The sequence below is a fragment of the Citrobacter sp. GW821-FHT07H02 genome, assembly GCF_059418505.1.
This window is the reverse complement of sequence record NZ_JBWKPZ010000002.1, coordinates 229,011-251,309: the sequence shown is the minus strand read 5'-3', so window position 1 is coordinate 251,309 and position 22,299 is coordinate 229,011. Positions and strand designations below refer to the sequence as shown.

Sequence of the window (22,299 nt, the reverse complement as noted above, 5' to 3'; positions counted from 1 at the left end):
TGTACCGGAGGGTATCTGACGCCTTATCCGGTAAATCGTCGATACACTACGCCCGCTTATGCGGGCGTTTTTATTTCTGTTTTTTAAATGGTTAGTACATCACTCCAGCCCATAAATCATAAATAGTGTGATCATCTAGTTAGATCGAAACCACTCAATATAATACTCTACACATCCGGTTAATGACCGCAGTCTATAACAGAGTCAGACTTTTTCGGCGCGTTTTAGCATACGCGTTCATACTTTTCAGGATGGCATTGAAAGGCGAAGGAATATGAATACAACTGCACCTACGGGTTTGCTGCAGCAACCTCGTCCGTTCTTCATGATCTTTTTTGTAGAATTATGGGAACGATTTGGCTATTACGGCGTTCAGGGCATCCTGGCGGTATTTTTTGTTAAACAGCTTGGATTCTCTCAGGAACAGGCGTTCATTACCTTTGGCGCGTTTGCCGCACTGGTCTATGGCCTGATTTCTATTGGTGGCTACGTTGGCGATCACCTGTTGGGAACCAAACGTACGCTGGTGCTCGGCGCGATCGTCCTGGCGCTGGGTTACTTCATGACCGGGATGTCACTGCTCAACCCCGATCTGATCTTTATTGCACTTGGCACCATTGCCGTCGGTAACGGGTTATTTAAGGCGAACCCGGCAAGCCTGCTATCTAAATGCTATCCACCGAAGGATGCCCGTCTTGATGGCGCCTTCACCCTGTTTTATATGTCGATTAACATCGGTTCCCTGCTGTCGCTGTCGCTGGCGCCGGTCATTGCCGAAAAATTTGGCTATGCCGTCACCTACAACCTGTGCGGCGCAGGTCTGATCATCGCTCTGCTGGTCTATTTCGCCTGTCGCGGTATGGTGAAAGATATCGGTTCAGAGCCAGACCACAAGCCGTTGATTCTGCGTAATCTGCTGTATGTATTAGTCGGTACGGTGGCGATGGTGTTCCTGTGCGCCTGGCTGATGCACAACGTCAAAATCGCCAACCTGGTGCTGATCGTGCTGTCGCTTGTCGTTACGATTATCTTCTTCCGCGAAGCGTTCAAGCTGGATAAAACCGGGCGCAACAAGATGTTTGTCGCCTTCATTTTGATGCTGGAAGCGGTGCTGTTTTATATTCTTTACGCACAGATGCCGACTTCGCTTAACTTCTTTGCTATCAACAACGTACACCATGAGATCCTCGGCATCACCATTAACCCGGTCAGCTTCCAGGCGCTGAACCCGTTCTGGGTCGTGCTCGCCAGTCCGGTGCTGGCGGCCATCTACACCCGTCTGGGGAGCAAAGGCAAAGACCTGACCATGCCGATGAAATTTACGCTCGGTATGTTCCTGTGTGCGCTGGGCTTTCTGACTGCCGCTGCGGCGGGGATGTGGTTTGCCGATGCGCAGGGGCTGACGTCACCGTGGTTTATCGTGCTGGTTTATCTGTTCCAGAGTCTGGGTGAATTGCTGATTAGCGCCCTGGGGCTGGCCATGGTTGCCGCCCTGGTGCCGCAACACCTGATGGGCTTTATCCTTGGGATGTGGTTCCTGACGCAGGCCGCAGCCTTCCTGATGGGGGGATATGTGGCAACATTCACTGCCGTACCGGAGAACATTACCGATCCGTTGCAGACGCTGCCTATCTACACAGGTGTGTTCAGTAAAATCGGGCTGGTTACTATGGCCGTAACGATAGTGATGGCAATTATGGTGCCGTGGCTAAACCGGATGATCAATACGCCGGATAGCAGCAAATAACGGCAATAACCTCAGTCAGCCAACGCTGGCTGAGGTTAACTTTTCCGCGCGGCAATCCACTCCTGAACTTCAACCACAAACGTCTCCGGTGCTTTGCGGTACATTTTGCGCGCAAGGTCGAGGATCGTATGCTGGCTGAGCGCCTCTTCCATCCGCTGTTGCGCCATATCCATCACCGACCGCACACCACAAATGCCTTCGCACGCCCATTCCGGCGGTTGCTCATTGAACACAGCCAGTCGCTGACGAATTTCACGGCATTCGAAAATACGTTTGTCACCATCAATCGCGTTGACTACATCAAGTACCGTGATGTGTTCAGCAGGCCTGGCCAGCTGGAATCCACCGCCCTTACCTTCAATGCTGCGCACCAGTCCGGCCTTTGACAGACGCGTAAAGATTTTGGCCAGGTAGTCATAGGGGACACTTTGCAGCGCGGCAATCTCCCGTACGCTCATATCGCGGGCATCACCTTTGCTATCGACCATACACATCAGGCTATGGATGCCGTACTCAACCCCGGAACTGTAAAATGCCATTCTCTAATCTCAGCCAAAATAATTCTGAGTTATTGTAGCTATTTCACCCTCGCCATGCCATACCGTTCCTTTCAGACAGGCTCTACTTAAGAAATAAATAATTATTAATCAATGTCATAAACGAAAAACAATCAGCGCTATCACTTTTCGCATTGCATTTCATAACTACGACCAATAAAATCCGAGTCAATTAATCGGAGTTAACAGAGTGAAAGAGCAATGCGTAAACAAATTCTGATCGTAGGTGCCGGTTTTGCGGGCATGTGGGCCGCCCTGAGCGCGGCGCGTCTGGCAGACAAACATGCCAACCAGGCCATTGATATTACAGTGATTGCGCCACAGCCAGAGCTTCGCGTACGTCCACGTTTTTATGAGAGTCACGTTGAAACGCTGGTCTCTCCGTTACAGCCGCTGTTTGACGTCACCGGTGTGAAATTCCTGCGCGGCTCCGTATCAAACATCCATCCTGACTCGCACAGTGTGAGCTGGAAAGATGCCAACGGCGAAACCCATCAGCACCACTATGATCGCCTGATTCTGGCGAGCGGCAGCCACGTAAACCGTTCATTTGTCTCGGGTGTAGAGGCGCATGCCTTCGACCTTGATCAACTGGAAAGCGCCGCCATTTTAGAGAAACAGCTGAAATCACTGGCCCACCAGCCAGAAAGCGAGGCGCGCAATACGGTCGTGGTTTGCGGCGGCGGCTTCACGGGTATTGAGATGGCGATGGAACTGCCGGGTCGCCTGCGCGAAATCCTCGGCTCAAATGCTAAGACCAGAGTAGTCGTAGTTGAACGCGGCCCACAGCCTGGTTCGCGCTACAGCGAAGAACTGCGCAATATCATCATCGACGCCTCCGCCGAACTGGGCGTCGAGTGGCTGGTGAATGCGGAAGTGGAATCGGTTGATGCCTCGGGCGTGACGCTGAAAGAGGGGCAGAGAATCGCCGCTTCGACGGTTATCTGGACCGTGGGTGTCCAGGCAAGCGACCTGACGGCGCAGATTAACGCCCCGCGCGATCGTCAGGGCCGTCTGCATGTGAATGCGAATCTGCAGGTGGAAGGCTATGACAATATCTACGCCACCGGCGATGTCGCCTGTGCCGCCACCGATGACAAAGGCAACCACGCGCTGATGACCTGTCAGCACGCAATTCTGTTGGGTAAATTCGCCGGGAACAACGCGGCGGCCAGCCTGTTGAATGTGGAACCGTCGCCGTATCGCCAGGAGATGTATGTCACCTGTCTGGATCTCGGCGCCTGGGGCGCGGTCTATACCGAAGGCTGGGATCAGCAGGTGAAACTGACGCGCGAAGAGGCCAAGACGCTGAAGATGTCGATTACCCGCGAGCTGATTTACCCGCCGAAGGCAGAGAGAACAGTGGCGTTTGAGATGGCGGATCCGTACGCGCCATTTGTGTAGCTAAGTCAACGCCTTATCAGGCGGACAACGAGCACGGTGCTCCAGGCCTGATAAACGTAGCGCCATCAGGCAACTTTTGTGCCATTGCTGGATGGCGGCGCAAGCGCCTTATCCCGCCTACAGAAGACGGCGCGATCGGTTCGGCGGAGACAAATCTATTCCGCCGTCCCCGCATAGATATCAAACCGGTGCCCTTTGGTGACCACCGCGTTGGGGGTGGCGACATCCGCAAGCGGTGGCGCGTAGTCCGGGCGCTTCACCACCACACGTTTTGTCGCCAGCTGCCGCGCAGGTTCCAGCAGCCCGTCGGCGTCTAAATCCGGCCCCACCAGCGACTGAAACACGCGCATCTCTTTTTTCACCAGCGCGCTTTTCTGCTTGTGCGGAAACATCGGGTCGAGATAAACCACCTGCGGGCGCGGGGTAATGTCAGTCAGCGCCGTCAGGCTGGAGGCGTGGATCAACTGCAACCGTTCTTGCAGCCACGGACCGATTTCCAGGTCGGCATAGCCACGCGCCAGACCGTCATCAAGCAGCGCCGCCACAACCGGATTACGTTCCAGCATTCGCACGCGGCAACCCACCGACGCCAGCACGAAGGCATCACGCCCCAGTCCTGCCGTGGCATCCACCACGTCCGGCAAATAATCGCCTTTGATACCGACCGCTTTCGCGACCGCCTCGCCACGACCACCGCCAAATTTGCGGCGGTGCGCCATCGCCCCACCGACAAAGTCCACGAAAATGCCGCCAAGCTTCGGTTCATCGCGCTTACGCAACTCTAGATGCTCCGTGGTCAGCGCCAGCGCCATCAAATTATCTTCATCGTGTTCCAGCCCCCAGCGGGCAGCAAGAACAGATAAGGCGCCGTCTCCGGCGCCCGTTTCATCAAGTAAACAAATTTTCACTCGTGGACTAACCTTTGATTCCGTAATGCTCAAGCATCGCATCCAGCTGCGGTTCACGCCCACGGAAGCGTTTGAACAGCTCCATCGGTTCTTCAGAACCCCCACGGGTCAGGATGTTGTCGAGGAACGACTGTCCGGTATCGCGGTTGAAAATCCCCTCTTCTTCAAAGCGGGAGAAGGCATCGGCCGCCAGCACATCAGCCCACAGATAGCTGTAGTAACCCGCCGCATAACCCCCGGCAAAGATGTGGCTGAATGCATGCGGGAAGCGGCCCCATGACGGCCCCGGCACCACAGCAACCTGTTTCTTGATTTCTGCCAGCGTATCCAGGATTTTCGCCCCCTGTTCCGGACTAAATTCGGCATGCAGGCGGAAGTCGAACAGACCGAACTCCAGCTGACGCAGAATAAACAGCGCCGCCTGGTAGTTTTTCGCCGCCAGCATTTTATCCAGCAGTTCTTTCGGTAACGGTTCGCCGGTCTCATAGTGACCGGAGATGAACGCCAGCGCATCCGGCTCCCAGCACCAGTTTTCCATAAACTGGCTCGGCAGCTCGACCGCATCCCACGGCACACCGTTGATGCCAGAAACACCGGCGGTTTCAATACGGGTCAGCATATGGTGCAGGCCATGACCGAACTCGTGGAACAGGGTGATCACTTCGTCGTGAGTAAACAGCGCCGGTTTGCCGTTGACCGGACGGTTGAAGTTACAGGTCAGGTAAGCGACCGGTTTTTGCAGCGAGCCGTCGGCTTTACGCATCTGCCCCACACAGTCATCCATCCACGCCCCGCCGCGTTTGTTTTCGCGGGCGTACAGGTCGAGATAGAAACTACCGCGCAGTTCGTTGTTTTCGTCATACAGTTCGAAGAAGCGCACTTCCGGATGCCACACGTCCACATCCGTACGCTCTTTCGCGGTAATGCCATAAATACGTTTCACGACCTCAAACAGGCCGTTAACCGCTTTGTTTTCCGGGAAGTACGGACGCAGTTGCTCGTCGCTGATGCTGTACAGATGCTGCTTCTGTTTTTCGCTGTAGTAAGCGATATCCCACGGCTGTAGCTCATCAACGCCAAATTCGGCTTTTGCAAAAGCACGCAGTTGCGCCAGTTCTTTCTCACCCTGCGGACGGGCGCGTTTCGCCAGATCGGTTAAGAAATCGAGCACCTGCTGCGGGTTTTCCGCCATTTTGGTGGCCAGCGATTTAAAGGCGAAGCTTTCAAAGCCCAGCAATTGAGCCAGCTCATGGCGCAGGGCGAGGATCTCCTCCATCACCGGGCTGTTATCCCATTTGCCCGCGTTCGGCCCCTGATCGGAGGCGCGGGTCACATAGGCGCGATACATCTCTTCACGCAATGCCTGGTTGTCGCAGTAGGTCATCACCGGCAGATAACTCGGGATATCCAGCGTCAGCAGATACCCTTCCTGCTCTTTCGCTTCGGCCTGAGCCTTGGCGGCAGCCAGCGCGCTTTCCGGCATCCCGGCAAGCGTGGCCTCATCTGTCACTAACTTCGTCCAGCCCATCGTGGCATCAAGGACATTGTTGCTGTAAAGGTTACCGAGTTCAGACAGGCGAGTGGCGATTTCACCGTAGCGCTGCTGTTTTTCTTTCGGCAAACCAATACCCGAGAGTTCAAAATCACGCAGCGCATTATCCACGGCTTTTTTCTGCGCGGTGGAGAGCGTGGCGTAGTGATCGCCATCGCGCAGGTCGCGATAGGCCTGGTACAGCCCTTCGTGCTGTCCAACCCAGGTGCTGTACTCAGACAGCAGCGGCAGGGTTTGTTCATACGCTTCACGCAGTTCCGGACTGTTTTTCACCGAGTTCAGATGGCTGACCGGCGAGAAAAGACGGCCCAGCACGTCATCCACTTCCGCCAGTGGCTGGCATAAGTTTTCCCAGGTGTACGGTGCGCCCTGCGCGACCACGCGTTCCACATTTTCGCGACAGTCATTCAGCGCCTGAGTAACGGCGGGAACTACATGCTCGGGCTGAATTTTGGAAAACGGCGGCAGGTCGAAGGGAGTTAGTAATGGATTCGTCATATGCACAGTCCTGGTTAAAAAGGGGGAACGAAACGCGTCACGCGTTTTCGCCGGATGCGAAGCGTCTTATCCGGACTACAGGTTTCATCATTTGTAGGCCGGATAAGGCGTCAGCCGCCATCCGGCGCGTCATACTCAGTAGCATGGGGTTAAGTGTAGTGAATTTCAATGCTGTGCGTTGTCCTTTCGCGGCGATGGCGACTTTTCTGTATACTGTGCCGATATGCTCTATTTTCGCCCGATGGCGCTTCGCTTATCGTGCCTACGCTTTTAACCTGGAACTCCTTTACCCATGCTCAGTTATCGCCACAGCTATCACGCTGGCAACCACGCCGACGTCCTTAAACACACCGTTCAGAGCCTGATCATCGAGTCGCTCAAAGAGAAAGAAAAACCGTTTCTTTATCTGGACACCCATGCGGGCGCTGGCCGGTATCTACTGAGTGGCGAGCATGCCGAGCGCACCGGGGAGTATCTGGAAGGCATCGCGCGCATCTGGCAGCAGGATGATTTACCGACTGAGCTGGAGCCATACATCTCCGTTGTGCAGCATTTTAACCGCAGCGGTCAGCTACGTTATTACCCTGGTTCGCCACTGATTGCCCGTCAGTTGCTGCGTGAGCAAGACAGCCTGCAACTGACCGAACTGCACCCGAGCGATTTCCCTCTGCTGCGCTCCGAGTTTCAGAAAGATGAACGCGCCCGTGTGGCACGCGCCGACGGCTATCAACAGTTGAAAGCGAAATTACCGCCGGTTTCCCGTCGCGGATTGATCCTCATTGACCCGCCTTATGAAATGAAAACGGACTATCAGGCCGTCGTCAGCGGGATCAACGAAGGGTATAAACGTTTTGCCACCGGCACCTACGCGCTGTGGTATCCGGTCGTCCTGCGTGCACAAATCAAACGCATGCTCAAAGAGCTGGAAGCCACCGGTATTCGCCGTATTCTGCAAATTGAGCTGGCAGTCCGCCCGGACAGCGATCAGCGGGGAATGACAGCATCCGGCATGATTGTGATCAACCCGCCGTGGAAGCTGGAACAACAGATGAATTCCGTGCTGCCGTGGTTGCACAGCAAGCTGGTCCCGGCAGGCACCGGTCATACCTCAGTAAACTGGGTAGTGCCAGAGTAATCACAGCCATCGGTGGAACCTTTTAAGTCTCGCGCTACAATCGCAGCAATCAACGATTAAGGACAAAAGTCATGACCAAACACTATGATTACATCGCTATCGGCGGCGGCAGCGGTGGTATCGCCTCCATTAACCGCGCGGCCATGTACGGCCAGAAATGTGCGCTGATTGAAGCCAAAGAGTTAGGCGGCACCTGCGTGAACGTCGGCTGCGTACCGAAGAAAGTGATGTGGCATGCCGCGCAGATTCGTGAAGCGATCCACCTGTATGGCCCGGATTACGGCTTTGACACCACCATTAACGCGTTCAACTGGAACACGTTAATCGCCAGCCGTAGCGCCTACATCGACCGTATCCACACCTCATACGATAACGTGCTGGGCAAAAATAAGGTTGATGTGATCAAAGGCTTTGCCCGTTTCGTTGATGCGAAAACCATTGAAGTGAATGGCGAAACGATCACTGCCGACCATATTTTGATTGCCACCGGCGGTCGCCCGAGCCACCCGGACATTCCGGGCGTGGAATACGGTATCGACTCTGACGGCTTCTTTGAACTGCCCGCGCTGCCGGAACGCGTTGCGGTCGTCGGGGCCGGTTACATCGCTGTCGAACTGGCGGGTGTGATCAACGGTCTGGGCGCTAAAACGCATCTGTTCGTGCGTAAACACGCGCCGCTGCGCAACTTTGACCCGATGATCACCGAGACGCTGGTCGAAGTGATGAATGCCGAAGGCCCTCAGCTTCACACCAACGCCATCCCGAAAGCAGTGGTTAAAAACGCCGACGGCAGCCTGACGCTGCAACTGGAAGACGGTCGCAGCGAAACCGTTGATTGCCTGATTTGGGCTATCGGTCGCGAACCGGCAACCGATAACTTCAATCTGGCGGCAACGGGCGTGAAAACCAGTGAAAAAGGTTACATCGTCGTCGATAAATTCCAGAATACGAATGTAGATGGCATTTACGCGGTGGGCGATAACACCGGCGCCGTAGAGCTGACGCCAGTGGCAGTGGCAGCGGGTCGTCGTCTCTCTGAGCGTTTGTTTAACAACAAACCGAACGAGCATCTGGACTACAGCAACGTTCCGACCGTGGTCTTCAGCCACCCGCCGATTGGCACCGTGGGTCTGACCGAACCCCAGGCGCGCGAGCAGTATGGCGACGATCAGGTAAAAGTGTACAAATCGTCATTTACCGCGATGTACACGGCGGTGACCTCTCACCGTCAGCCGTGCCGCATGAAGCTGGTTTGCGTGGGGCCGGAAGAGAAGATTGTCGGTATCCACGGTATCGGTTTCGGTATGGATGAAATGCTGCAAGGCTTTGCGGTAGCGCTGAAAATGGGTGCAACCAAAAAAGACTTCGACAACACTGTCGCCATCCACCCCACCGCGTCAGAAGAATTCGTTACGATGCGTTAATTGTCGAATGCCCCTCCCCGGAGGGGCATTTTTTTACCCTTCATCAGTCGCGTTCAAACGAATGCTCTGATTTTTGTCCGCTATTGTTGTAAATCCCTCTGGCTATAACAGCTTATAAATCATCAAGTCACGAGATATACGCACTCGTTCCCCTCAGTCATAAATGTGAACCACCGCACACTTTGCACCCCGCGCACCGAAGCGAATGTCTACGCTTAAAAAACAGCCGGGCAACACCCGTATCTTTTACGACGCAATCCGGAGGTCCTTCTCATTATGCTCAACCAGAAACTGCAACACGTCCCCTCCGACGAAATGACGATCGAGGTTGATCTGATTTATGAAACGGATCCGCACGAGTTAAAGCTGGATGAAATGATCGAGGCAGAGCCGGAACCCGAGATGATTGAGGGGCTTCCCGCCTCCGACGCGCTTACGCCAGCCGATCGATACCTCGAACTGTTCGAGCATGTGCAATCCGCCCGAATCTTTGCCGACAGCAAAACCTTCCCGGACTGTGCGCCGAAAATGGATCCGCTCGATATCCTGATCCGATACCGGAAAGTCAGACGACACCGTGATTTCAACCTGCGACAGTTTGTGGAAAACCACTTCTGGCTGCCGGACGCGTCCTCCACGGAGTATGTCTCTAACCCGGAAAACTCGCTGAAAGAGCATATCGACCAGCTCTGGCCCGTGCTGACGCGCGAGCCGCAGGACCACATTCCGTGGTCTTCGCTGCTGGCGTTACCGCAGTCGTACATTGTGCCTGGCGGGCGATTCAGCGAAACCTACTACTGGGACTCCTATTTCACCATGCTGGGGCTGGCGGAAAGCGGTCGCGGAGATCTCCTGAAATGTATGGCGGACAACTTCGCCTGGATGATTGAGAACTACGGCCATATTCCGAACGGCAACCGTACCTACTATCTGAGTCGTTCACAGCCGCCGGTGTTTGCCCTGATGGTAGAACTGTTCGAAGAAGATGGCGTACGCGGCGCACGGCGCTACCTCGACCATCTGAAGATGGAGTACGCATTCTGGATGGACGGCGCGGAATCCCTGGTGCTCAATCAGGCGTATCGTCACGTCGTCCGGATGCCCGACGGTTCGCTGCTCAACCGTTACTGGGACGATCGTGACACCCCGCGTGACGAGTCGTGGCTGGAGGATGTGGAAACCGCCAAACATTCCGGTCGCCCTCCCAATGAGGTGTATCGCGATCTGCGTGCCGGTGCGGCTTCTGGCTGGGATTACTCATCCCGCTGGCTGCGCGATACAGCGCGCCTGGCAAGTATTCGCACCACCCAGTTTATCCCTGTCGATCTCAACGCCTTTTTGTTCAAACTGGAGAGCGTCATTGCCAATATTTCTGCGCTAAAAGGCGACCGGGACACTGAGGCCCTTTTTCGCCAGAAGGCAAGCTGGCGTCGTGCCGCCGTGAACCGCTATCTGTGGGATGACGATAATGGCTGCTATCGGGACTACGACTGGCGGCGCGAGCAGATGGCCCTGTTCTCCGCCGCCAGCATTGTGCCTCTGTATGTCGGCATGGCGACGCATGAACAGGCCGATCGCCTGAGCAGCGCGGTTCGCAGCCGCCTACTGACGCCCGGTGGGATTATGGCGACCGAATACGAAACCGGCGAGCAGTGGGATAAACCCAACGGCTGGGCGCCGCTACAGTGGATGGCGATTCAGGGGTTCAAGATGTATGGCGATGATGCCCTTGGTGATGAGATTGCCCGTAGCTGGCTACAAACGGTAAACCATTTTTACCAGCATCATCATAAACTTATTGAAAAATACCATATCGCGGGCGGCACGCCGCGTGAAGGCGGCGGTGGCGAATATCCCCTCCAGGATGGGTTCGGCTGGACCAACGGCGTGGTGCGTCGCCTGATTGGGTTATACGGGGAGCCGTAGCGCCCCCCGCTATCCGCGAATCTCCTTATAAATGGCGGTATGAATCTTCAGCCATTTCTTGTTGTCCGCGCTGGGTTCAGCGCGAGCGCGTAATGTCGCCTGCTCAGCCTCATGTTTTTGGCGCGCCACGACCGCAGGCACCGTGCAAAAACGTTGCAGATACAAGGCGTGTTCGGCGGTCAGCGACGCGCCGTTCGACATGGCGTGCCCCAGGGTATTGATAAACCGCCGACAGGGTTTAGGCTCATCCATCTGCGAGGGATACCGGAGCAACAGCTGCAGCACGTCAGTATTTCCCAGTGAGAAAGCCTGCTCGGTCCAGGCTAACTGCCAGTTCATCCCGCCCTGTAAAAACAGGGTTGTGACATGGGTGTCATTCCTGTCGATAGCCGCCCGCATGTTAAAGGCATCCCAGGTGATCCCCTTCTGCGTGATGCTCTCCCGCGGCGAAGGCGTTTCCCGTTTCGGCTCATTCTGTACGATCTCAACGCCCGGCGCAGCTGGTGGCTCCTGCGAACTGAATAACCAAATTCCGCCCCCCAGTATCGCCAGCACCATGACGCCAACGGCGCCCCACAGGGTGCCGGAGATCAGCTGTTCCCGCTCTTCAGCGGTACGTTGCGGCCGTTTGCGCGGGGGTTCTATCGTTTCACCGATCTCTTGCAGCTCGCCACCCGCCTGGTGATTAATATGCCGCGCACGTTCCCAATACTGTTCCAGTGGCGCGTCATCGACAATCAACAACGAGGCGGGATTCACCCGCGTACGCCCGCGCTCAAACGCCCGCTGTACCGGGCGGGTAATCTGCTGATACTGGCAGGAGAGCAGCGTCAACTGCGCCGCCGTGAGCGGTTCTCCGGCAATCACGCCATTACGCGCCTGTCGACAATCGTCAAGAAATTGCCGTAGCGTCGCACGGGGTTCAACAAACAGCGTCAGTACCGAGGTGTCGTTAAACACCCCGGCATAGTGGCGGGCGAAGCTCTTTTTATCGACGACCATCAGCGCCAGTTCACTAAAACACATTCCACTGAGCGCTTCCTGGCCATCACCCTGTTTAATCCAGCGCCTGAGACGATCACCGCCAAAGTGCTGTTTTAAATACGCATTCAGTGACTGGCTGTCCGGCCAGACCTGCGCCACCAGCCCTTTTAAAACCAGCTCAATCGCGCGAAGCTGGCGCTCTGCACGCCGTTGTTGGCTTTCATCGCTGGCGTCTACGTCAGTGAGATATGTGAGCAGCGGCTGGCACTGGCGTAACTGTTCCAGCGCGGTGACGAAACGCAGCGCGGCAATGAGCTGATTCTCACTTACGGCCTGTCCGTTTTCATATTGCGGTACGCATTGCTGGAGATGGCGCAACCGGAGGGTAAACTGGCTGAGTTGTGCGTCATCCATATGCAGTCGCTTTGCGATGGCATTCCAGCCGCCGAGGTTCAAACGGGCCTGATCCAGTTGTTCGAGAAACCAGCGCGGATCTTTCCCTTCTGAGGCATGGACCCCTAACAACAGCAAAATTTCTACCGATGCGTGGCGGATAATACCCAGACAGTGCTCAAAGGTAGTGCTTGTCGTCTGTAAAACGCTGATCGTCATTATCATCCTTAATTTAAAAAACGCCCACCTGGGGTAACACCGTTCACTTAAGCTGATGAATGAGGGGAAACACCGGGATTTGGTTCCCGGAGGGACGCCAAACCCGGTGGTCGCCCCGGATATCTCGGTCTTAAACTAACGGTGTTACCTCCAGAGGGTTCGTAATATTCATTTTAATTATCTGTTTTTATAGATATAACAAGTTAAACATATATAACAGTGACCACGACGTGAACATTGAGAAAATTATTCGGAGGAACGTTCATGCCCGTATTGAAAACCTCTCGCCTGACCTGTCGCCCGATTGAGCCTGCCGACTGGCCCTTTTTTCTTTCGCTACAGCAACACCCTGACGTAATGCGCTATGTGGACGATGCGCGTAGCGAAGCAGACATTCGCGAGGCCTTCGACTCCCGATTACCCGAATGGAATCCTGGAAGCCCTCACTGGCTGTGTCTGATCCTTTGCGATAACGAAACGGGCAAACCGCTTGGCATCAATGGTTATATTCATCGGGGGAAAGATTGCGCCGAAGTCGGGTTCCTGCTGGCTCCCGAGTCTCAGGGACAAGGTTATGGGACAGAGTCTTTACGCGCCGTCTGCGACTATGCTTTTTCCGCCGGTGGTCTGCGGCGACTGACAGCTTGCGTCACCGCAGGTAATCAGGCTTCTCGCCAGTTGCTGGAGAAAACAGGATTTGTGCTGGAAGGGACGCTGCGCGAAAGCTACTGGCTACAGCAACGGTGGCAGGATGACTGGCTCTTTGGCCTGTTAAAGCATGAGTGGCGCTGATATTCGCTCGCCGATGCTACTCCGGCGGACAACCTCGCCCGCCGGATCGCATCCACCCCACGCTTACAGGAACATGCCGCCCGACACTTCAATCCGCTGCGCCGTCATCCACCCCAGTTCATCACTGAGCAATGCGACAATGGCATCACCAATATCCCCCGGCAAGCCTGCGCGTCCCAACGCGGTTTGCGACGCAACGTAGGCATTCAGTTCTTTGTTGTCTCGCAGTCTGCCGCCGCCAAAATCGGTTTCTATCGCGCCAGGCGCAATACTGTTCACCGTGATCCCACGCTCCCCTAACTCTTTGGCCTGATAGCGTGTCAGCACTTCCATCGCCCCTTTCATTGAGGCGTAGGCCGCGTACCCCGGCAGGGCAAAACGGGCCAGCCCCGTTGAGACATTCAGGATCCGTCCCCCATTTTTAATCAGCGGTAACAGGCGCTGGGTCAGGAAGAAAGGGCCTTTAAAATGGATGCTCAATAATTCATCAAACATGGCTTCCGGCGTGTCTGCAAACGGCGCATACAGGCCAATACCGGCATTGTTCACTAAACAATCAAACGTCTCGCGATTCCAGACACTTTTCAGTTGTGTTTTGACGTCACGGGTGAATGTCGCAAAACTGGCAATATCACTGACGTTCAGCTGTATTGCCACCGCTTTCCTCCCTTTTCGCTCAATTTCAGCGACAACATCCAGCGCCGCCTGCTGCTGGCTATTCCAGGTGAAAATAATATCCGTTCCCTTGTCTGCCAACTTCAACGCCGCGTTTTTACCCAGTCCACGGCTGCCGCCGGTCACTAATGCGATACGTTGTGTCATAAGAAACCTCATTTCAGCTGTTGTGAAGATTGAGAAAGAGCTTATTAGGTGATAGAAAAACAATAAATATAGCCAGATGCGCATCACTGTTTCACACAGAACAACAATAGGCGGTCGGGATGGATAAAATTCACGCAATGCAGTTGTTCATCCGCGTCGCGGAACTGGAGAGTTTTTCGCGCGCCGCCGAGACATCCGGCCTCCCTAAAGGTAGCGTATCTCGCCAGATTCAGGCGCTGGAGAACCTGCTTGGGACGCAGCTACTGCACCGGACTACGCGACGCGTTCAGCTCACGCAGGACGGTATGGTCTATTACGAGCGCGCCAAAGATCTGCTGAGCAATCTTGATGAGCTGGACGGGTTGTTTCAGCACGATCCGAAAAGCATCAGCGGCAAACTGCGGGTTGATATGCCGGTGGGCGTTGCCAAAAACCTGGTCATGCCGCAGCTCCCGCAATTTTTGCATCAGTATCCGGGGATTGAACTGGAACTCAGCAGCAGCGACCGTCTGGTCGATTTAATTCGCGAGGGCTTTGATTGCGTCGTGCGCGTTGGCGCGCTGAAAGATTCTGGATTGATCGCTCGCCCACTGGGGAAGCTGTCGGTCATTAATTGCGCCAGCCCCCAGTATCTGGCGCGCTTTGGCTATCCGGAGAGTCTGGAAGATCTGGCCTCGCACGCAGTGGTGCACTACTCACTGAATCTGGGCACACGGCCGCAGGGTTTCGAAGTCGCAACAGTCAATGGGACGCAGTGGATTAAAACAGGCGGCATACTAACGGTTAACAGCACCGAGACCTATCATGCGGCTTGCCTGGCGGGTCTGGGCATCATTCAGGTGCCGCGCGTTGGAGTGCGTGATGCGCTTCGTGCAGGAACGCTCATTGAAGTGTTACCGCAATATCGTGCCGACGCCATGCCGGTTTCACTGCTGTATCCACACCGTCGCAACCTTTCCCGCCGGGTTCATCTGTTTATGGAGTGGTTAACCGGGGTGATGAAAGGTTATGTGGATTAGCGTCTGGCCGCACTTTTCGGGAAGCCGCCCTGAGAGGCTATACTAACCCGATAGCAGACAAAAAAAGGACTATCGACCTGATGATGCAGGAAAATGACGTAAAACGCCCGGATCAGGAACTGGAGCACGACCCGATTCAAACAACAGAGACTGACGCGCATGAAGCGTCAGAGAAAAGCGGCAAAGCCCACAAGACGCTGAAAACCGTCACCACGACAGCGCAAAAGATCCAACGCCAGCCCGTGATTGCCCATCTTATCCGTGCAGCAGAACGTTTTAATGACCGACTGGGAAACCAGTTCGGCGCGGCCATTACCTACTTCTCGTTTCTGTCGATGATCCCCATTCTGATGGTGTCATTCGCCGCCGCCGGTTTTATTCTCGCGTCGCACCCCACGCTGCTCCAGGATATCTTCGAAAAAATTCTGCAAAATGTCAGCGACCCCACCTTAGCCGCTACGCTGAAAAGCACGATCAATACCGCCGTTCAGCAGCGTACCACCGTCGGTCTGGTCGGTCTGGGGATCGCACTCTATTCCGGCATCAACTGGATGGGAAACCTGCGGGAAGCGATTCGCGCCCAGTCGCGGGACGTGTGGGAACGCACGCCACAGGATCAGGAAAAAATCTGGATAAAATACCTGCGTGACTTTATCTCCCTGATTGGCCTGTTAGTCGCGTTGATTGTCACCCTGTCCATCACCTCCATCGCCGGGTCCGCCCAGCAGATGATCATTTCGGCGCTGTATCTCGACAGTATCGAATGGCTGAAACCCGCCTGGCGGCTGATCGGACTGGCCATTTCAATCTTTGCCAACTACCTGTTGTTCTTCTGGATTTTCTGGCGATTGCCGCGCCATCGCCCGCGTAAGAAAGCGCTGATTCGCGGAACATTTATTGCCGCCATCGGCTTTGAAGTCATCAAAATCATCATGACGTGGACACTGCCCGCACTGGTGAAATCCCCTTCCGGCGCCGCATTTGGCTCGGTGCTGGGTCTGATGGCGTTCTTCTATTTCTTCGCCCGCCTGACGCTCTTCTGCGCGGCCTGGATTGCCACCGCGCAATACAAAGACGACCCTCGGATGCCAGGCAAAACACACCGCTAAATCATTCATGGGGCTGATGAAAAACAAAAAATATCAGCCCCGCTCGCCATTTCAGAATATAAATCCAGTCCTTAACTTTTATTTAACCAAAAACCAGTTTTATTATCTAAGTTTTAAATTCTGTGAAGCATTTCATAGAAGCGAAATCGCTGGCCTAAAAATTATCCCCTTTTTGCCGCTTTTCTGAGCAAAAGCCCATTTTGTTACATATTGAAATGTCTCTTTTGCTGTGCGTAATATGGCCATTCGTTCGCCAAAAAATAAGAAAATACTATGCAAGCAACCGCCACAACACTCGACAACGAACAGGAACACACGCCGGTCAATTCGCGTAATAAAGTCGTCATCGCATCACTCATCGGCACCGCCATTGAGTTTTTCGACTTTTACATTTACGCCACCGCCGCCGTGATCGTGTTCCCCCATATTTTCTTCCCACAGGGCGATCCTGCGGCCGCCACGCTACAGTCACTTGCCACCTTCGCCATCGCCTTTGTGGCACGCCCGATTGGCTCCGCCGTATTCGGCCATTTTGGCGACCGCGTTGGACGCAAAGTGACGCTGGTAGCTTCACTGCTGACAATGGGGATCTCTACCGTCATCATTGGTCTGCTGCCCGGCTACGCGACGATCGGTATTTTCGCCCCGCTGTTGCTGGCGCTGGCGCGTTTTGGCCAGGGGCTGGGACTTGGCGGTGAATGGGGCGGCGCGGCGCTGCTGGCGACGGAAAATGCGCCGCCGCGCAAACGCGCGCTGTACGGCTCCTTCCCTCAGTTGGGCGCGCCTATCGGTTTCTTCTTTGCCAACGGTACGTTCCTGTTGCTCTCCTGGTTACTGACCGATGAGCAATTCATGAGCTGGGGCTGGCGTGTACCGTTTATCTTCTCTGCGGTGCTGGTGATTATTGGTCTGTATGTGCGTGTCTCTCTGCACGAAACGCCGGTATTCGCGAAAGTCGCCGCCGCCAAAAAACAGGTAAAAATTCCGCTGGGAACCCTGCTGACAAAACATGTGCGCGTCACGGTGCTTGGCACATTTATCATGCTGGCGACCTATACGCTGTTTTATATCATGACTGTCTATTCCATGACCTTCAGTACCGCTGCCGCCCCTGTGGGCCTCGGTATGTCGCGTAACGACGTATTGTGGATGCTGATGATGGCCGTTATCGGATTCGGCGTGATGGTGCCAGTTGCGGGTCTGCTGGCCGATGCCTTTGGGCGTCGTAAAAGCATGGTCATTATCACCACGATGATCATTCTGTTTGCACTGTTCGCCTTTAAACCGCTGCTGGGTTCCGGTAATCCGGTGCTGGTCTTCGCCTTCCTGCTGCTGGGATTGAGTCTGATGGGGCTGACTTTCGGTCCGATGGGCGCGTTGCTGCCGGAGTTGTTCCCGACCGAGGTACGCTACACCGGTGCGTCGTTCTCCTATAACGTCGCGTCGATTCTCGGTGCCTCTGTCGCCCCCTACATTGCCGCGTGGTTGCAGGCAAACTACGGTCTGGCGGCGGTGGGGATTTACCTGGCATCAATGGCGGGGCTGACGCTGATAGCACTCCTGTTAACGCATGAGACGCGCCACCAGTCGCTGTAATGTGAGTGCCGGATACGCGACATGTTGCCCCGGGACGCTATCGTCCAGGGGCAACATTATCTCTGAATTATGAGCCAGGTACGCACACAACGCTGGAGTTCGGGGTTAATGTTTGCGCGACCACCACGACAGGCTTACATGGCGAAGGTGCTGGCTTACCGGAAAACAGGTTAATTAACCCCATTAACAGGCACAGTGCAATAATGAGGGAATAGGGCAAATGAACAAAATCCTGAAAGGCGGCCTTTTTTAAGCGAACAAGACGGCTTACCGGCTTATAATATCGTTCATACTTATAAATAGGGTTATTCTTTGCATAGGACTTAAACCACCAATTATAAATCTGAAATGGTGCGGGGTTTTTAAATAAAATATCAGGGTCTTTTCGAAAATGCGCTTCAATAACTCTGATACGACTCGCGATAGCGTACTGGAATGTTTTCCATTTAGCTTCAAGATACCAAAAGCAACAGGCGATCAGTGCAATTGAAAAAAGTGTCAGAAAGGTGATGGGTTTATCGCCATTGGTTCCTAACGCAAACCCGGCAATAGATCCTGCACCTATCCAGCCTTTTATAAGCAAGGCTCTTCGGTCATAATCTTCATATTGATCCTGCAGCTTTAAGTATTCATCTTTAAGAAAACTGTCGTGTTGGTCTGTCATTGACGTATCTCCAGTCACAGATTTTCCCGGAGGTGTTCATAAGTAGCCTTATCATCTGCTTATGAACCTGAGGCCACAAACACACATTCCATTTTCAATACACTGATATTTAATAAAATAATTGTATCCCACACTTAAGAAATTGCGTACCTGGTTAATCTATAGAGTTAAAACAACGGCTGATACATAGTAAATTAGAATGAATTTGCTATTCCAAAAACCACTAAGACCCTATTGCATCTTCCGACAGATATGATCATCGCCTTACGAAGAAAGGTGAGCGCATATTTTCTGGCACACCTAAATTTTTCTTATTATGCGTCTGACGATCAACCCTTCGGTTTTACACATTAATAATTCTTTCTCCGATAAATTATCATATGGTAGACAGTGATATTGCTAAGATATTAGAAATATTATTAATCGCAGACTGCGGGATAAATATCTAAACATTCACGAGTTCCTGTCGATATGCCAAAAAAATTCCTGAACGAAAACAGGCCTGGTTATATGACGGCCTGTTTAACCTTTATCTACTTCTTCATCTGCGACAGAATCGTCCGACACTGATTAGCATCGCCTTCGGAAGGCGAAATCAGCGCCAGTAGCGCGGCAGCGGGGGTCACTAAGGTTGCCAGCGCCGCGGCAACCGCGCCCCGTGCAATCAACGCGCCGGCCTTCACGCCCGCCTGCGGATTCTTGAACGTTCCACGCACGTACAGCGGTGAACGCAGGGTAATGATACGAATCCCTTTACTCTCCGGATCGATAGTCAAATCAAGTTGTTCAGAGGCAAAACTGGCCGTTCCGGTGACGTTAATAACTGCGTTTTCCGTATCAAAAGCAAAGAGTTGTGGACGCGCTACGCCATTGGTAATGTCGAGATTCGCCGCCGCGCAATTCACTCGCACTTCGTCATCGCCAAATATTTGCCCAATAATAAAGTTACCCACATTCAGTCCAACAATTTCCATCAGATTCCGGCTGACCAGGCCGTCGTTCATCAACAGTTTCAGATTGCCATTACTGTTGCCTAACAGCGCCGCGACGGAGTTCCCGCTGCCACGAATCTGGGCATCCCCGTTCATCTCGCCGAGGGTTTTTTGCATTAATTCCACGTCAGGCATCAATGCCTTGAGCTTGAGACGACGCGCCTGGATTTCCGCCCGCCCTTGCATGGGTTTCTTGTCCCCTTCCAGATGAATGTTGGAGACGATGCTGCCGCCCGCCAGACCAAATTTCAGCGGCTGCAGGCGCAAATCGGCGTTCTTCAGGATGATGTGTGTGGAAAGATCGCGAATCGGCAGGCTGCTACCGTGCTCAATGCGCCGCCCCTTAAAACGCACATCGGCATCCATCACATCCCATTTATCGGTTTCAAAGCGGTCATAAGGCAGGATTTTGCCCGCAGGCTGAAGGTCTTTCTCACCTTTGCGTTGTTCAGTTCGGCTCCCCTTACCGGAGTCCACGCCAATCAACGGGCCAAGATCGGCCAGTCGAAGCTGGCGCGATTCCACATCGCCTTCCAGTTTTGGTCGCGGCTTGCCAGTGGTATAGGTCAGCGAGCCATGAATATCGCTGTCGCCAATCCGCCCGTTAAAGCTGCGATAATCAAAGACAGAGGATTTCTCCGCGTCGATTTTCGCCACCAGCCGCCCGTCCGTTTCAAACGGCGGGGTGTCAGGTAGCAGTACGCCTGTCAGGTCGTATAATTCGCCCAGCGAATCACCGGAAAATTTGAGCTGAAGATCGACTCCGCCCATCCTGCCGGGATCGTTCACTACGCCCACCAACGCCACGCGGGTGTTGCCCGAACGAAAGTCGGCCTGCACCGGGAACGGCGTGCCTTCGCTGCGTAAGGCCAGCATACCGCCAATTTTGCCAGTTCCTGTAAGCGGCTCACCGTTGTAGCGTCCCCGCACCTTCAGGCCAAAAACATAATCCCCAACCCTGGCGGTGTTGTTGTTATCCTTCGCGCCCGTCACTTCGCTAAAGGGCAGTGGTTTACCCAGCGGATCGACCAGGATCTCGACGTCAGCCTTGCTCACCTGGTCGTTGATCGCGACACGGCCTTGATCAAACAGAATATTATCCAGCCGGAAAGACCAGCCCGACGGCGGTGCAGACGGATCGCTGCGATCGTCGCCCGCCACATTAAACGTCCAGTTATTGTTTTGTTCAGACAGGCGAATGAGGCGTGCATCCGGTTTCACCAGTTTGATCCACGGAAGCCAGACGGTTTTGGTCAATAACGCCAGAGGCGCCAGCGTGGCTTCAACGCGCGGCAGGTGCACCATGGTGACATCCGGGATATCCGGCGGATTACCGAGAATAATGTCTTCTGCGTGGACGTGCGGCCACGGAATCCAGCTACGCCAACCCGTTTCCTGCGGCTGGCGTTCCCACACCACCCCGAGGTCGCCCTGTATGGCGAAGGGTCGATTGAGTTCGGTAGAGACTTTCTGGTTGATGGTCGGTTTGAGGCGATTCCAGTCAAATGTCGCGATCAGAATGATGAGTACTGCGATCAACAACAAGAAAGTCCCTGATATTGCAGCCGTTATTTTGCCTGCTTTCGTCATAGGTTACGTCCTCGCTTCTTTCCTTGCCTGTCCTAAAGATAGTCCAGCAGGCGAAAAAGGAGGCAGGCAGTGTCCGGGAATACCGCGTCAGCCACGCGACATTACGGGAGACAGCCCAGTATTACAGCGTCAAAATCACCTCTTCGAGGGTGTCCAGCGCGACCGGGCGCGACAAGAAATAGCCCTGCGCGGCAAACGCTGGCGAGTTCTGCACATCACGCCACTCTTCCAGTGTTTCAACGCCTTCGACAATGACACCACGGCAATAACGGTTCATCAGTTGCAGCAGCAAAGTGAACAGATTTCGCCCCTCTGGGGTTTGCCGCAGCATAACAAACAGATCCCTGGCGACTTTTATGTAGTCGTAACGCACTTCACTGAGCGCGGAGAAGTTTGCCATTCCAGTCCCAAAGTCATCCAGCCAGAGCGGGCCAAACTCGCACATTGAGGCGAACGATGAATCTTTTGGCAGGCGAATGTGCTCTACCAGCTCGAAGCGCAGCCAGGGCAGACGTTCAATCGTATGCAGGATATCGCTCTGTTGGCGCATGGCGATAAGCGTTGGGCCATCGACGTTCACCGAGGCCAGTAAGTCATGATGCCTGAAAAATCGTTCATTCTTTTCCAGAAGAGCGAGTTGCTCTTTGACAACATCGATACGGTGTCGCACCGTCACTTCGGCAAAATAGCGATCCGGGGCCAGACGTTGGGCGGGATTATCAGGATGTGTCACCACCGTCAGCAGTTCAACAGCCATCAATCGCCCGCTGGTCTGATAAATCGGTTGGTAGGTATAAGCCCGCTCGCACTGCAGCCAAAAGCGCCGCTCCTGCAAGCTTTCGATGCTTGCATCAGGAATGCTTAGCTGCTGGATAACCTGCTTTATCATCTCAGATGTCCTGTGTGTGAGAGTGTGACTGCCCGGACTCGTCAAAGGTTATCGGCGCTTAAGCGGAGAACTTTATGTT

General features: G+C 54.2%; 17 protein-coding genes. 9 read left to right on the top strand and 8 right to left on the bottom strand.

Annotated features, from left to right (window positions below):
• Positions 1-274: 274 nt before the first annotated feature.
• Positions 275-1,747: a dipeptide/tripeptide permease DtpB gene (gene dtpB / locus AC07NP_RS04290; RefSeq protein ID WP_494659685.1), complete on the top strand. Its 1,473-nt coding sequence runs from the start codon at positions 275-277 to the stop codon at positions 1,745-1,747.
• Between the two features lie 35 nt (positions 1,748-1,782).
• On the opposite strand, the gene AC07NP_RS04285 is transcribed toward dtpB, so the two are convergent.
• Positions 1,783-2,286: an RrF2 family transcriptional regulator gene (locus AC07NP_RS04285; RefSeq protein ID WP_494659684.1), complete on the bottom strand. Its 504-nt coding sequence runs from the start codon at positions 2,284-2,286 to the stop codon at positions 1,783-1,785.
• Positions 2,287-2,505: 219 nt separating this feature from the next.
• On the opposite strand from AC07NP_RS04285, the gene AC07NP_RS04280 reads away from it, so the two are divergent.
• Positions 2,506-3,708: an NAD(P)/FAD-dependent oxidoreductase gene (locus AC07NP_RS04280; protein ID WP_494659683.1), complete on the top strand. Its 1,203-nt coding sequence runs from the start codon at positions 2,506-2,508 to the stop codon at positions 3,706-3,708.
• 155 nt (positions 3,709-3,863) lie between these two features.
• Here the strand turns inward: AC07NP_RS04280 and rsmJ are convergent, their stop codons facing one another.
• Both rsmJ and prlC read right to left on the bottom strand, forming a co-directional pair.
• On the bottom strand, positions 3,864-4,616 hold the full coding sequence (gene rsmJ / locus AC07NP_RS04275; RefSeq protein WP_494659682.1) for a 16S rRNA (guanine(1516)-N(2))-methyltransferase RsmJ: 753 nt from the start codon (positions 4,614-4,616) through the stop codon (positions 3,864-3,866).
• A 7-nt stretch (positions 4,617-4,623) separates the two neighbouring features.
• Positions 4,624-6,666, bottom strand: coding sequence for an oligopeptidase A (gene prlC / locus AC07NP_RS04270; RefSeq protein WP_494659681.1), 2,043 nt, complete (start codon positions 6,664-6,666; stop codon positions 4,624-4,626).
• 292 nt (positions 6,667-6,958) lie between these two features.
• Between prlC and AC07NP_RS04265 the strand changes: the two genes are divergently transcribed.
• From AC07NP_RS04265 to AC07NP_RS04255, 3 genes are all read left to right on the top strand, one after another.
• Complete coding sequence (locus AC07NP_RS04265) at positions 6,959-7,801, top strand: 23S rRNA (adenine(2030)-N(6))-methyltransferase RlmJ (RefSeq protein ID WP_494659680.1); 843 nt, start codon at positions 6,959-6,961, stop codon at positions 7,799-7,801.
• Positions 7,802-7,872: 71 nt separating this feature from the next.
• On the top strand, positions 7,873-9,225 hold the full coding sequence (gene gorA, locus AC07NP_RS04260) for a glutathione-disulfide reductase (RefSeq protein WP_301700358.1): 1,353 nt from the start codon (positions 7,873-7,875) through the stop codon (positions 9,223-9,225).
• A 276-nt stretch (positions 9,226-9,501) separates the two neighbouring features.
• A complete protein-coding gene (locus AC07NP_RS04255) occupies positions 9,502-11,151 on the top strand; it encodes an alpha,alpha-trehalase (protein ID WP_494659679.1) in 1,650 nt (549 codons plus the stop codon).
• 9 nt (positions 11,152-11,160) lie between these two features.
• On the opposite strand, the gene AC07NP_RS04250 is transcribed toward AC07NP_RS04255, so the two are convergent.
• On the bottom strand, positions 11,161-12,747 hold the full coding sequence (locus AC07NP_RS04250; protein ID WP_494659678.1) for an STY4199 family HEPN domain-containing protein: 1,587 nt from the start codon (positions 12,745-12,747) through the stop codon (positions 11,161-11,163).
• A gap of 264 nt (positions 12,748-13,011) precedes the next feature.
• Here AC07NP_RS04250 and AC07NP_RS04245 point away from each other — a divergent pair, with 264 nt between their 5' ends.
• A complete protein-coding gene (locus tag AC07NP_RS04245; protein ID WP_494659677.1) occupies positions 13,012-13,539 on the top strand; it encodes a GNAT family N-acetyltransferase in 528 nt (175 codons plus the stop codon).
• Positions 13,540-13,602: 63 nt separating this feature from the next.
• Here the strand turns inward: AC07NP_RS04245 and AC07NP_RS04240 are convergent, their stop codons facing one another.
• Positions 13,603-14,361 (bottom strand): SDR family NAD(P)-dependent oxidoreductase, encoded by a 759-nt coding sequence (locus AC07NP_RS04240; RefSeq protein WP_494659676.1) that lies wholly within the window; start codon positions 14,359-14,361, stop codon positions 13,603-13,605.
• Between the two features lie 119 nt (positions 14,362-14,480).
• Here AC07NP_RS04240 and AC07NP_RS04235 point away from each other — a divergent pair, with 119 nt between their 5' ends.
• The 3 genes from AC07NP_RS04235 to AC07NP_RS04225 all read left to right on the top strand — a co-directional run bounded on the left by AC07NP_RS04235 (position 14,481) and on the right by AC07NP_RS04225 (position 18,085).
• The gene (locus tag AC07NP_RS04235; RefSeq protein ID WP_494659675.1) at positions 14,481-15,380 is read left to right on the top strand and encodes a LysR family transcriptional regulator; all 900 of its coding nucleotides are present in this window, start codon (positions 14,481-14,483) and stop codon (positions 15,378-15,380) included.
• An 80-nt stretch (positions 15,381-15,460) separates the two neighbouring features.
• A complete protein-coding gene (gene yhjD / locus AC07NP_RS04230) occupies positions 15,461-16,489 on the top strand; it encodes an inner membrane protein YhjD (protein ID WP_494659674.1) in 1,029 nt (342 codons plus the stop codon).
• Positions 16,490-16,762: 273 nt separating this feature from the next.
• Positions 16,763-18,085, top strand: a complete 1,323-nt coding sequence (locus tag AC07NP_RS04225) for an MFS transporter (protein WP_203359653.1) — start codon at positions 16,763-16,765, stop codon at positions 18,083-18,085.
• A gap of 67 nt (positions 18,086-18,152) precedes the next feature.
• On the opposite strand, the gene AC07NP_RS04220 is transcribed toward AC07NP_RS04225, so the two are convergent.
• From AC07NP_RS04220 to pdeH, 3 genes are all read right to left on the bottom strand, one after another.
• The gene (locus tag AC07NP_RS04220) at positions 18,153-18,749 is read right to left on the bottom strand and encodes a hypothetical protein (protein WP_203359652.1); all 597 of its coding nucleotides are present in this window, start codon (positions 18,747-18,749) and stop codon (positions 18,153-18,155) included.
• 533 nt (positions 18,750-19,282) lie between these two features.
• Positions 19,283-21,331, bottom strand: coding sequence for an AsmA family protein (locus tag AC07NP_RS04215; RefSeq protein ID WP_494659673.1), 2,049 nt, complete (start codon positions 21,329-21,331; stop codon positions 19,283-19,285).
• 121 nt (positions 21,332-21,452) lie between these two features.
• Positions 21,453-22,220 (bottom strand): cyclic-guanylate-specific phosphodiesterase, encoded by a 768-nt coding sequence (gene pdeH / locus AC07NP_RS04210; protein ID WP_494659672.1) that lies wholly within the window; start codon positions 22,218-22,220, stop codon positions 21,453-21,455.
• Positions 22,221-22,299: the final 79 nt, after the last annotated feature.

What these genes read in the sequence shown, in the direction of transcription:
- prlC (WP_494659681.1), bottom strand. Translation starts at nt 6,666, where the DNA reads ATGACGAATCCATTACTAACTCCCTTCGACCTGCCGCCGTTTTCCAAA.
- AC07NP_RS04250 (WP_494659678.1), bottom strand. Translation starts at nt 12,747, where the DNA reads ATGACGATCAGCGTTTTACAGACGACAAGCACTACCTTTGAGCACTGT.
- AC07NP_RS04285 (WP_494659684.1), bottom strand. Translation starts at nt 2,286, where the DNA reads ATGGCATTTTACAGTTCCGGGGTTGAGTACGGCATCCATAGCCTGATG.
- yhjD (WP_494659674.1), top strand. Translation starts at nt 15,461, where the DNA reads ATGATGCAGGAAAATGACGTAAAACGCCCGGATCAGGAACTGGAGCAC.
- gorA (WP_301700358.1), top strand. Translation starts at nt 7,873, where the DNA reads ATGACCAAACACTATGATTACATCGCTATCGGCGGCGGCAGCGGTGGT.
- AC07NP_RS04255 (WP_494659679.1), top strand. Translation starts at nt 9,502, where the DNA reads ATGCTCAACCAGAAACTGCAACACGTCCCCTCCGACGAAATGACGATC.
- pdeH (WP_494659672.1), bottom strand. Translation starts at nt 22,220, where the DNA reads ATGATAAAGCAGGTTATCCAGCAGCTAAGCATTCCTGATGCAAGCATC.
- AC07NP_RS04280 (WP_494659683.1), top strand. Translation starts at nt 2,506, where the DNA reads ATGCGTAAACAAATTCTGATCGTAGGTGCCGGTTTTGCGGGCATGTGG.
- AC07NP_RS04235 (WP_494659675.1), top strand. Translation starts at nt 14,481, where the DNA reads ATGGATAAAATTCACGCAATGCAGTTGTTCATCCGCGTCGCGGAACTG.
- AC07NP_RS04245 (WP_494659677.1), top strand. Translation starts at nt 13,012, where the DNA reads ATGCCCGTATTGAAAACCTCTCGCCTGACCTGTCGCCCGATTGAGCCT.
- AC07NP_RS04225 (WP_203359653.1), top strand. Translation starts at nt 16,763, where the DNA reads ATGCAAGCAACCGCCACAACACTCGACAACGAACAGGAACACACGCCG.
- AC07NP_RS04220 (WP_203359652.1), bottom strand. Translation starts at nt 18,749, where the DNA reads ATGACAGACCAACACGACAGTTTTCTTAAAGATGAATACTTAAAGCTG.
- AC07NP_RS04240 (WP_494659676.1), bottom strand. Translation starts at nt 14,361, where the DNA reads ATGACACAACGTATCGCATTAGTGACCGGCGGCAGCCGTGGACTGGGT.
- dtpB (WP_494659685.1), top strand. Translation starts at nt 275, where the DNA reads ATGAATACAACTGCACCTACGGGTTTGCTGCAGCAACCTCGTCCGTTC.
- AC07NP_RS04265 (WP_494659680.1), top strand. Translation starts at nt 6,959, where the DNA reads ATGCTCAGTTATCGCCACAGCTATCACGCTGGCAACCACGCCGACGTC.
- AC07NP_RS04215 (WP_494659673.1), bottom strand. Translation starts at nt 21,331, where the DNA reads ATGACGAAAGCAGGCAAAATAACGGCTGCAATATCAGGGACTTTCTTG.